The organism is Halorhodospira abdelmalekii (assembly GCF_016583625.1).
GTDB classification, from domain to species: Bacteria; Pseudomonadota; Gammaproteobacteria; order Nitrococcales; family Halorhodospiraceae; genus Halorhodospira; species Halorhodospira abdelmalekii.
On sequence record NZ_NRRN01000066.1, the window covers coordinates 1 to 10,750 of the forward strand.

The following is a 10,750-nucleotide window of genomic DNA, read 5'->3' on the forward strand; positions in this document are numbered from 1 at the left end:
CACCACACGAAAATAAGCCCGTTTTGGCCCAAAATCGGAAAATTGACGTCCAGCACCTGAACAAAAATCAATCGATGCTGTAATCTTCGGCTTTCCACGCCGAAAGCCCGATTACTTCAGCGTTTCCTTAAGTTAAACTCTTGCGACGACGACTCCACCCGAAATTTCACCGTGGAGTTCATGGACACGACGGTCGAGGGGACGTCCTTCGGTTCCACTATCGTCGCTCTCGCCAGTTCCGCTTCCAATTCAGCTTTACCAGGAAAGGCGTCGTCTGATAAGGAATTTAATAGCGTCTCGAGCCTGTCTGCATCGCGCGAGGATATAATGACTGTTGGTTTAGTGTTCATGCTCACTCACGTCCTTACGTTGAATTGTTTTATATTGATGCCGCCTCTCACGGGCGGAACGCCCGTTGCTAGGCGCCCCCCCACAGATCCGAACCTGCCGCAGGGGTCGCCGCAAGCGAGCGGCGCAGGCAGTGCAGTGCCGTCCCCAAATCAGCATTGCCAAGACGCGGTTTTACGGCACGAGGAACGTCGACCCGCTCAAGGCCCGGACCATTAAGGAGAGCTGCAACGTGCTGAAGTTCAGCAACTCGGAGTTCGAGGAAGAGTAGCGGTAACGCACCGAATTTGCAAGTGAATATTTAGTAAAGGTGGACCAGTCGATGATTGCCCTCTAGGATGCGCAAACCGATGATAAATTATTTTTTAGGATACCCCCTATGCCAGGGTAGTTGGAACCTCATCTGATAAAGTCTTAAACCAGAGCTGGGGGCAGTGAGAGGTTCCGACGAAGTACTCCGACGAACGACGTGAAGCGGTCTTGCGCAAGCTTGGACCTCCGAACAACCGCAGCGTTGCTGACGTGGCCGCGGAGGAAGGCATCTCCGCGCCGACGATCTATGCCTGGCGGACCGAAGCGCGGAAGAAGGGGCGCCTGATGCCCGATCAGGGCACGTATGGGTACGAAGGCTGGAGTTTCCGGTACAAGTTCAACGCCGTCTTGGAGACCGCCACGCTCAGCGAGGAGGAAATTGCCGAGTACTGCCGCCGCCGGGGGCTGTATCCGGAGCATGTCGAGCAGCGGCAGCGGCTGGAGCAGGAGAGGGCGCGGCTCGACGCCGAACACGAGCAGATACAGCGCGAGATCGCGGCGGCCGACGCCCGCGCCGAGCAGGCACGGCAGGAGCGGATTCAGGCCGAGCAACTGGCAGCGGAGCGAGACCGCCAGATCGAGCAGCTGCGCCAAGAGCGCGACGAAGCCCGTCACGAGACGGCAGCGCTGCGGCGGTGCAGGCACGGGAGGAGCGGGCGCGGGTGTTGCGGTATTTGGAGGGCCGGCTCTCCCTCGAGTGAGCCGAATGCCCCCTGGTGACACGACCGTTGGGCCTGCTCCGACCCGAAAATTTGCTCTACTCACCACATTGAGTAAAAATACTCACCATGATGAGCAAATCGTCAACAACCTACCAGCGTCCCTTGGCAGCGGAGCTGCGCCGACGCCTGATCGAGCCGCGCCGCTTCATCCAGGTGGTGGCGGGACCGCGACAGGTCGGCAAGACCACACTGGTACAGCAACTAGCCGACGAGATCGGTCCGGCATTGCGCTATGCCAGTGCCGACGAACCTACGTTGCGCGGCACCGAGTGGATTGCCCAGCACTGGGACGCAGCGCGCCTAGTCGCCCGGGAGTCGGGCGATGAGGGCACGGTGCTTGCCCTTGATGAAATCCAGAAGATCCAGGGGTGGTCGGAAACGGTCAAGAGGCTATGGGACGAAGATACCCGCCGCGGTCTGCCGCTCCGCGTGGTATTGTTGGGCTCGGCGCCGCTGTTAATCGCTCGCGGCATGACGGAAAGCCTGGCCGGGCGCTTTGAGGTGCTGCAGCTGCCGCACTGGTCATACGCGGAGATGCGTGATGCCTTCGGTTTCGATCTGGATCAGTATCTTTACTTTGGCGGTTATCCGGGTGCCGCTCCGCTCGCGGCAGAGCCGCAGCGCTGGCGCCGTTACATCACCGACAGCCTGATCGAGACCTCGATTTCCCGCGACGTGCTCCTGCTCACCCGGGTGGACAAACCCGCGCTGCTGCGACGGCTGTTCGAGCTCGCCTGCCGCTATTCCGGGCAGATTCTCTCCTATACCAAGATGCTCGGGCAGCTCCAAGACGCCGGCAACACCACCACCCTAGCGCATTATCTCGACTTGCTGGCCTGCGCGGGTATGGTGCGCGGACTGCAGAAGTTCACTGGTGACGCGGCCCGCAGTCGCGGCTCAAGCCCAAAGTTGCAGGTTCTGAACACGGCGCTGATGAATGCAACCACCGGTCTGATGCCTGACGAGGCAATATGCGACCCTGAGTACCGAGGACGACTGGTGGAATCGGCCGTTGGTGCGCACCTTGCTAACGCCGCCGCATGCGGTGAGTGCGAGTTGTTCTATTGGCGGGAGCGAAGCGCGGAGGTCGATTTTGTGGTGCGCGCCGGGCGGCGTTTTGTCGCCATCGAAGTCAAGAGTACCGCAACAGGCAGAGCAAGATCCGGCGCCGCTGCGTTCGCAGCGGCGTTTAGGCCAGATCGTACGTTGCTGGTCGGGGGCGACGGCATTGCGCTGGACGATTTCCTCACCCGTCCGGTGCTGCATTGGCTGCAGACGTGAACGGGGGGTGATCATCGATTGGTTAACATTTTCTAAACAGCCACTTCCGCGAGGCAGGACGATCGTTCTGATCGAGATCATCGCTCCCCGCCACGCTACCCCAGCGCGGAAGAAGGGGCGCCTGATGCCCGATCAGGGCACGTATGGGCCCGAAGGCTGAAGTTCCCGTTACAAGTTCAACGCCGTCTTGGAGACCGCCACGTTCAGCGGCTTATAGATATGGTCAGAACTTTGCGGAAGCAAAAACCTTGTGGTTAGTGCGTACTTGACAAGGCCATATGATCGTAGCAGTTTGATAACTCGGCGCATCACAGCCCTTTCCCCCTTCTTGGTGGCTGATCGCTGATCGGAATGTACTTGTCCCGCTGCTTGTGCGCGGGGCACATCACCTCGCGCATGATTGGGGTAGGGGGCTGTATGGGTAACGATAGAATGGGGCAGCGTACGTTTGATTTTTTACAAAAACTGCTCAACAGTTCCCCTGGGGCCCTCTGCACCCTTGATCCAGCGGGCCGCTTCACCTATCTCAATGCCGCCGCCTGCCAACTGCTTGGCTACCCCGATGAGGCCGCGCTGCTCGGTATAGAGTTCGCCACCGTGGTCGACGCCGACCGCACTTCACTCGAAGCAGCTGCCGTCACTGAGCAATTGCTCGCGGTTGCGACGACCGGCGAGCCGCTATGCGGTGACACGACGGTGTGGCTTCAGCCGCGTGTGGGCGCTGCGTTCCCGGTCGCGATGGAGGCGGCAGTGCTGCTCAGCGGAGAGACAGCAGCGGACGACGTGGTGATTACATTCCGCGACTGTACCGCGCAGTACGAGCTTGAAGCCGAGCTAAAGCAGCGGGAGCTGGAGTTCGCAGAGATCCAGCGACTGGCCCAGATCGGCAGCTGGAGCTGGGATCTGCGGACCGGGTACAGCAAAAGTTCTGCCGAAGCCTGTCGGATCTTCGGTACGACTACGGCAGCTGTTGATCATACTAAAGCGGGCTTCTTGGCCTTTGTCCATCCCGATGATCGCACCGCCGTTGAGGCAGAGCTAGAGGAGATCATCGATCAGCAGCGTGAGCAGTGGGAGAGCGAATTTCGGATTGTGCGCTCGGACGGTGAGATTCGCACGGTCTACGAACGGGGCCAAATCGAGTTTGATCACACAGGTCAGCCACAGCGATTCAGCTGTATGGTGCAGGACGTCACCGAACAGCGCGCCCGCGACCGCTTTCAGCAACGACTGATCGCGATTCTCGATAGCACCCCGGACTTAGTCTCTCTCCATGATACCGATGGCAATTTGATCTATTCCAATGAGGCTGGCAGGGTGCGTTTCGCCCTGCCGCAGTTGCCTCACCTCGGTGAGGCTGTAGCCGACGCTGATCACCGCTTGCCACCCTATTCCTCCGTCGAAGAGGCGATCCGCCGCTGCCACCCACCGTGGGCGGCCGAGCTTCTCCTCAACGAAGGGCTGCCGACCGCGCGATGCGAAGGCATCTGGCAGGGCGAGACGACCTTTTTAGACGCCGATGGTCGAGAGATCCCAGCCTCTCAAGTCATCATCGGCCACCGTGACACCTCCGGCAAAGTGGCCCAACTATCGACGATTATTCGCGATATCTCCGATATAAAGCGGGCGCAGCAGGAAGTCGCAGAGAGTGAGCAGCGCTTCCGCTTGATCGCCGCGCATGTCCACGACGCCTTCTGGCTGCGTACCGAAGAGCGGACGCTCTACGTCAATCCCGCCTATGAGCGAATCTGGGGCCTATCCTTAGAGTCCTTGTATGCCAACCCAAACAGCTTTCTTGAGGCCATTCATCCAGCGGATCGTGAAGCGGTCGAGTCCGCAGTACACCAAGCGATTGCGGCTTGCGAAGAGATTAATATCCGCTACCGGGTTGTCCGTCCTGATGACGACGTGCGCTGGGTAGAGGCTCGCAGTTCCCCCTTCACGGTCAGCGGCACGGCAGAAGTGCTGCGTGCCGGCGTCGCCCGCGATATCACCAATGAAGCCGTCGCTATGACAAGGCTCGAGCAGCTGGTCGCGATTCTCGATAATACTTCGGACATCGTGGCGTTACACGGCGAAGATGGAGAGTTGCTTTACCTGAACGCTGCAGGTAAGGCAAACGTCGGGATCGATGATCCGACTCTCGATAGCGTTCTGGGTGGTGCGGATGGTGGCTCAATGCCACCGCTGAGTGTGGAAGAGGCGATCCGCCGCTTCCATCCACCATGGGCGGCCGAGCTGCTCTTGAACGAAGGGCTACCGACGGCCCGTTGTGAAGGGCTGTGGCAAGGCGAGACAGCCATTATCGGGGCGGATGGTCGGTATATTCCGACTTCACAAGTGCTGATTGTCCATCGCAATGCCGCGGGCGAAATCGCCTACATATCGACGATACTCCGCGATATCAGTGAACGGCAAGAGGCACTGGCCCAGCTCCGGTTGGCCAACCGTGCCAAGACTGACTTCCTCAACGCCGTCAGCCACGATCTGCGTACCCCACTAAATGCCATCATCGGCTTTACTGACCTACTGGCCGAGTCGCCGCTTGATGCCACGCAGCGCCGCCAGATTGAGCTGTGCCAGGCAGCCGGTTGCACGCTGTTGGGGCTGATCGACACGCTGCTCGATCTGTCGCGGCTGGAGGCTGGGCGCCTTGTGCTCCAGCGCGAGCCGTTTGAGTTTCGCGCCTTCCTCGCCGAGCAGCTGGCGATCGTTGCCAGACAGGCGGAAGAGAAGGGTCTGCAGCTGGAGTGGTTGGTCGATGCTGATGTTCCGGAGCAGTTATTCGGCGATACCACCCGCTTTGGCCAGGTGCTTTTTAACCTGATCGTTAACGCCATCAAATTTACCGAGCGCGGGTATGTGCGTGTCCGTTTCTCACGCTACAGTGAGGGGCTGCTACAAGTGGCGGTTGAAGACTCTGGCCCAGGTATAACGATTGAGCTGCAGCAAAGGATCTTCGAGCCATTTGAGCGCGGCAATGTGCAGGCTAACCGTCAGCAGGGTGCGGGGCTCGGGCTGGCCATCAGTCGCGAATTGGTGCGCCTGATGGGGGGAACCCTATGGCTTCGCAGCATTCCCGGAGAAGGGTCAACTTTCTTCTTTACTGCTGCGTTGTTATCGAAGGGCGGCGGCGTGACGGCAGAGCGCAGCGAGACCGATTGCCGTTGCTCCCCGGCAGCGGAAGAACAGCCAATCATCGTTGGAATGCGGGTTTTGGTGGCTGAGGACGATCCGACCAATACGCTTCTGATCCGAGCGCTACTGGAGCGCTGCGGCGCACAGCCGACCGTGGCGGAGCACGGGCAGGCGGCACTGGAGATTTGGCAGCAGGCCGAAGAGACGTTCGATCTGATCCTGCTCGATATGCAGATGCCGATCCTTGATGGTGCCCAGACCGCGCGCGCGCTGCGTACGGCCGAAGCCGAGCAGGGATGGCCGCATACGCCGATCGCTATGCTATCCGCTCATGCGACTGCCGAGGTGCGTGAGCAGTGCCTGCAGAGCGGCGCCGATACCTATATGACCAAGCCGATACGCCTTGATGCCCTTGTTGAGCTGCTCTGTTGGGCTCGGCAGATGCAGTAGGGGTCGTCTCAGAAAACGGAAAAAATCGTACGCTAAGCATTTGCTGAGGCTGGTACCCAACGGTACAGCGTCGGGATGGGCACACCGAGTGTCTTAGCAACGTCCTGGGGCGGCACTCCGCTCGCCAGCAGCTTCTTGGCTGATTCGATCTTGCTGTCAGTCATCTTTAGGATGCCCCGGTCTAACACGACTGTTCGTGTCTAATCCCTCTAAGGCTTGCCAGGTGAGCCGAAACTGGTCAATATTCGGCTCATTATATGAGCAAAAAAAATAGCGTGATTCGGCTCTTCCGTCTTCCCAGGAGGCCTGTCATGAACGATCACGCCACGATGTGGATCTGGCAGCATCCCGACTGGCCATGCTTTACCTGGCAAGCGGCTGAGATTCAGCCGCGGGCACAGGTGTGTTGGCGAAATCTCGGCATCTTGCTGGGACGATCGGGGGCTCTGAGATCCGCGGATGACCACAACGCTGAGGCGAGAGCCGCCCTGGATACGTTATTGCAGAACATCGTTACCTCCTCGGCCATCGAGGGAGAGCGTCTGAATGTAGCGTCAGTTCGCTCCTCCTTGGCCCGGCGCCTTGGCGTAGAGGAGCCGGAGGGCACGACCTCACCACGTTCTGAAGGCCTGGCGGAGTTGATGCTGGATGCCACCTTCAAGCCTGACACGCCGCTGGACACAGAGAGGCTGTTTCAGTGGCATCGCTGGCTGTTCCCTGAGGCTGATGCCGCGCTGACGACGCTGCGCCCAGGGCAATGGCGTGGGGCGGAGCCAATGCAGGTGGTCTCAGGTCGCCTGGATCGTCCCAAGGTACATTTCGAGGCGCCGTCGCGAGAGGGGCTGGAGCACGAGCTTGACCTGTTCCTCGTATGGTTTGAAGCTAGCCGTCATGACCCGGCACTGGATCCCCTGGTCCGGGCCGGCCTGGCACACTTCTGGTTCGTGACGCTGCATCCGTTTGAAGACGGCAACGGCCGGATTGCCCGGGCCATTGCCGATCGTGCCTTGGCGCAGGCAGACCAGCAGAGCATCCGGCTGTATGCCATGTCGGCCGCCATCCTCGAGCGCCGCGCCGACTACTATCGCCGCCTGGAAGCGAGCCAGCGTGGCTCGCCAAACTTGACGGCCTGGCTTGTCTGGTTCCTGGAGACTCTGGATGCCACCTTGCTGGATGTCTTGGCGCAGGTCGAGCGGACGCTGGCCAAGGCCCGCTTCTGGCAACGCTTCAGGTCGGCCGGCCTGCTCCCCGAGCAGGTGAAGGTGCTCAACCGCCTGCTGGATGGAGGAGAGCGAGGATTTGCGCACGGCATCAGTGCATCGCAGTACCAGAAAGTCGCCAAGGTCAGTAAGGCAACAGCCACCCGTCACCTCGTCGGACTGGTCGAGAAGGGGTGCTTGGTGAAGCTGCCCGGAGGAGGCCGCAGCACGCGCTATCAAGTACCGGATAGGCGTCATCAGGACGACGGTGTTGACAACGGGGAGTAGGCACCCCTCCTAGGGCTAGACCAAACTGATCTTTCCCACCGGTCCGCACTCTACGGCGTAAGAACTTGGCGGTGGTGGCTCATTCTATTGTGGAGGGCATGAACTGCACTGCAGCCATTACTTCGTCACGGCTGACCCGACCTTTCGGGGCATTCGAGCGAGATACCCGAGGTGCCCCGAAAGTTCTCTAGCCATTCCCTGCCTTGTCCATGACGCTCATCGCGCCGGGGCCAAAGAGCTCACGCATACCGCCGACAGAGCTCAGCAGAGCGGTCCCTTCCATCGGCACGAAGACCCGGTCTCCATCCTTGGCCAGCTCCGGGAGCATGTGGATGTAGCGCTGTGCGATCAGATACTCGATGGCTTTGTGCGGCTCAGCCTTGCCAGCGATCGCCTCCATGATCTGGGCGATGGCTTGTGCTTCGCCCTGCGCGGTCAGGATCGCAGCCTGCTTTTCACCCTCGGCGGTGGCGATCGCCGCGTCTCTGTCGCCTTGCGCGTTCAGGATCGCCGCCTCTTTATCGCCTTCTGCCTTCAGGATCTGTGCCTGCTTGTAGCCCTCGGCCTCGCGGACCGTGGCCCGCCGATTGCGCTCAGCGACCATCTGCTGGTTCATCGCCTGGCGGATGTCATGAGGCATATCGATATCCCGGATCTCCACCCGGTTCACCTTCAAGCCCCACTTATCGCCGGCCTCGTCCATCGTGATTTGCAGACGATCGTTGATCTCCTGACGTGACTCAAAGATCTTATCCAGCTCCATGGTGCCGATCTCTGAGCGCAGCGAGGTCTGGGCTAACGTCTGGATGGCGAGTACAAGATTTTCGGTGCCGTAGACAGCGGCGTTTGGATCGACGATTTGGTAATAGAGGACACCATCAATCTGCACGCCGACGTTGTCCTGAGTAATGGCCGCCTGTTGCGGGAAATCCAGGACGATCTCTCGCATATCGATCTGTTTTTCGGTGGAGACGATCGGTTGCCCATTTTTATACCGCAGAATGGTAATCGCCCGCGGTTGATCGATAAACGGGATGATCAGATTGAGCCCTGGCGAGAGGGTTCGGTGGTACTTTCCCAGTCGCTCAATGACCATGCTCCTTCGCTGCGGCATCAAGACAATGCCCAGTTTCAGGAACATGCCGATAAAAAAGATAAGGATAGCGATGATTACAATCCCTGTCGGATCTTCCATGTTCTACACCTCGGTCGATTTACTGAGGAGAGTGTGCGGTCGTCTCCGGCCCTGTTTCAGCCTTGCAAACGACCGCGCGTATGCCTTGAAACTCAACCACTACGACTTCATCCCCCGCCCGCACCAGATAACCTGCCTGCTGACTCTCGACCGGGAAGAAATCACCGAGCAGTCGCACACCCAGCTGCCCGTTATACTCAATAACGCGATGCGTCTTGCCGGTAATGCGGTGGTCAACTGGGGCGTTGTGTTCTGCGCGTCTGCCCCAGAAGCGGCTCAACCACAGAAAGAGTGCTGCAGCTACGGCCATCCCGGCGGCGACTCCGACCAGCTGACCGACGAAACCGACTCCCAGCAGTGCTGCGACCACCGCGCCAAGCGCTCCGCCTGCAAGAATCGGTAAGATGCCGCCGCCGAAGGAGAGCGCCCCGCCAAAGAACACCAGATCGCCGACGAGGATCAGCAACGCCAGGGCGAGCCAAACCTGCCAAACGGAGACTCCCGACAGAAATTCCACCGTTGCTTCCCCTCTCTCCTGCCGCGCGGGCGCAGCCTCAGCGTAACACAGCCAAGGGCACCTCAAAAATCACAGACTCTAGCCAAAATTTCAATTGGGAAACCATGGTGGTCGTGGATGCATTTCAATAACCCCCGTGCCCGTCGGGCTAAGTCAACAGGTTATAGTTTTACACGGCCACGCGCAGCATTCTACTCGGCGCGGCAGTCAGGCCCGCGAACCGGTCCTCTTTGCCGCAGGAACCCCTGTGTGCGGCCGAGAATGGCGGGGCGAAGGCATCCATCGTCCCGGCCAAACGGCGCAGACCTAGCGGGGCACAAGAAGGTGATACCGTCGGTGGTATTGAATGGTAGGCAAGGAACAGTGAACAATGCGTCACCGGGGCGGGTGTTTCTGGTGTAGGCGACTGAGCAGAACCTGGATCGGTTCCGGGAGCATGTTCTGAGAACTGCGCTGCTGAGCAGTGCAGGCCGAAGAGGGGGAGGGGTTGTGGGGGAGCGTGGAACAACTGGCGGATCAGTAGGGAATGCCGATTCTGATAGCATCGACGACTTAGCCGCGGCGGCTTGTGTTTGTGAGTTCGAAGAGTCCTTCATCGGGCGCGTCGCAGTTGGCTTGCCCAGGGTGGCTCTGATTGCGATGCGTCTTGATGGCGTGATTCTCTTCTGGAATGACGCGGCGGCGCGGCTTTACGGCTATCGGTGCACGCAGGCTCTGAGCCGCAATGTCCTTGAGCTGATTGTACCCAAGGAGCGCCGGGTCGATGTCTCGCGGCAACTCGAGACCGCCGCGGTGACCGGAAAATTGCCCCTCTCCGGCGTCTTTCCGATGTCGCATCAGAGTGGTAGGCGGCTTAAAGTCTATGCCGATTACACCTGGGTGGAGCACCCCGAAGAGGGGGCGATGCTCTTCTCGTTTCAGATCGACCTGAGTGACCATCACTCCGTCAGCGGGGGTGATCACCGCCTTCTCATCGCTGCGTCACCTCGGCCGATTGCCGGCGAGTTCGGTCAAGATCGATCGTTGTTTTGTCGCCGGAATCCGTGGCAAGGCAGGGGAGCAGCAAGAGATGGCGATGAATCGGGCGATTATCCGTCTTGGCGAAGCGCTCGGCCTTGAGGTGGTCGCTGAGGGTGTCGAGTCAGAGGAACAGCGGCAATTTTTGATCGCAGAGGGTTCAAACAGTTGCAAAAATAGATAGACGAACATGCTTGTCTATGCCAATATTCTCCGCATGAAGAGTACCAAGTTAAGCGCGTGGGCGAAACAGAAGGGGATTGCGTACCGCACGGCTTGGAAC

8 protein-coding genes and 2 pseudogenes are annotated in these 10,750 nt (G+C 59.6%); 6 read left to right on the forward strand and 4 right to left on the reverse strand.

What is annotated here, in order from left to right:
- Nucleotides 1-116 precede the first annotated feature (116 nt).
- Nucleotides 117-350 carry a GreA/GreB family elongation factor gene (locus CKO15_RS14435; protein ID WP_200196744.1) on the reverse strand — a complete coding sequence of 78 codons (234 nt, stop codon included), beginning with the start codon at nt 348-350 and terminating at the stop codon, nt 117-119.
- A gap of 457 nt (nt 351-807) precedes the next feature.
- On the opposite strand from CKO15_RS14435, the pseudogene CKO15_RS12330 reads away from it, so the two are divergent.
- From CKO15_RS12330 to CKO15_RS12340, 3 genes and pseudogenes are all read left to right on the forward strand, one after another.
- Nucleotides 808-1,380 (forward strand): annotated as a pseudogene (locus CKO15_RS12330) (transposase); the annotation flags it as partial.
- 68 nt (nt 1,381-1,448) lie between these two features.
- The gene (locus CKO15_RS12335; RefSeq protein ID WP_200196748.1) at nt 1,449-2,663 is read left to right on the forward strand and encodes an ATP-binding protein; all 1,215 of its coding nucleotides are present in this window, start codon (nt 1,449-1,451) and stop codon (nt 2,661-2,663) included.
- A gap of 417 nt (nt 2,664-3,080) precedes the next feature.
- On the forward strand, nt 3,081-6,251 hold the full coding sequence (locus CKO15_RS12340; protein WP_200196750.1) for a PAS domain S-box protein: 3,171 nt from the start codon (nt 3,081-3,083) through the stop codon (nt 6,249-6,251).
- 32 nt (nt 6,252-6,283) lie between these two features.
- On the opposite strand, the gene CKO15_RS12345 is transcribed toward CKO15_RS12340, so the two are convergent.
- Nucleotides 6,284-6,415, reverse strand: coding sequence for a helix-turn-helix domain-containing protein (locus tag CKO15_RS12345; RefSeq protein WP_476729769.1), 132 nt, complete (start codon nt 6,413-6,415; stop codon nt 6,284-6,286).
- A gap of 147 nt (nt 6,416-6,562) precedes the next feature.
- Between CKO15_RS12345 and CKO15_RS12350 the strand changes: the two genes are divergently transcribed.
- The gene (locus tag CKO15_RS12350; protein ID WP_242464781.1) at nt 6,563-7,738 is read left to right on the forward strand and encodes a Fic family protein; all 1,176 of its coding nucleotides are present in this window, start codon (nt 6,563-6,565) and stop codon (nt 7,736-7,738) included.
- 187 nt (nt 7,739-7,925) lie between these two features.
- Here CKO15_RS12350 and CKO15_RS12355 read toward each other — a convergent pair whose 3' ends face one another.
- Nucleotides 7,926-8,933, reverse strand: coding sequence for an SPFH domain-containing protein (locus tag CKO15_RS12355; protein ID WP_200196752.1), 1,008 nt, complete (start codon nt 8,931-8,933; stop codon nt 7,926-7,928).
- Nucleotides 8,934-8,952: 19 nt separating this feature from the next.
- Nucleotides 8,953-9,450, reverse strand: coding sequence for an NfeD family protein (locus CKO15_RS12360; protein WP_200196755.1), 498 nt, complete (start codon nt 9,448-9,450; stop codon nt 8,953-8,955).
- 639 nt (nt 9,451-10,089) lie between these two features.
- Here CKO15_RS12360 and CKO15_RS14710 point away from each other — a divergent pair.
- Together CKO15_RS14710 and CKO15_RS12370 are read left to right on the forward strand one after the other, a co-directional pair.
- A pseudogene (locus CKO15_RS14710) lies at nt 10,090-10,329 on the forward strand (PAS domain-containing protein); the annotation flags it as partial.
- A 52-nt stretch (nt 10,330-10,381) separates the two neighbouring features.
- Complete coding sequence (locus CKO15_RS12370; protein WP_338036064.1) at nt 10,382-10,651, forward strand: EAL domain-containing protein; 270 nt, start codon at nt 10,382-10,384, stop codon at nt 10,649-10,651.
- Nucleotides 10,652-10,750 lie beyond the last annotated feature (99 nt).

Bases quoted from the DNA above. Each gene is read 5' to 3' on its own strand.
- CKO15_RS12355 (WP_200196752.1), bottom strand. From the start codon at position 8,933: ATGGAAGATCCGACAGGGATTGTAATCATCGCTATCCTTATCTTTTTT.
- CKO15_RS12340 (WP_200196750.1), top strand. From the start codon at position 3,081: ATGGGTAACGATAGAATGGGGCAGCGTACGTTTGATTTTTTACAAAAA.
- CKO15_RS12335 (WP_200196748.1), top strand. From the start codon at position 1,449: ATGATGAGCAAATCGTCAACAACCTACCAGCGTCCCTTGGCAGCGGAG.
- CKO15_RS12345 (WP_476729769.1), bottom strand. From the start codon at position 6,415: ATGACTGACAGCAAGATCGAATCAGCCAAGAAGCTGCTGGCGAGCGGA.
- CKO15_RS12350 (WP_242464781.1), top strand. From the start codon at position 6,563: ATGAACGATCACGCCACGATGTGGATCTGGCAGCATCCCGACTGGCCA.
- CKO15_RS14435 (WP_200196744.1), bottom strand. From the start codon at position 350: ATGAACACTAAACCAACAGTCATTATATCCTCGCGCGATGCAGACAGG.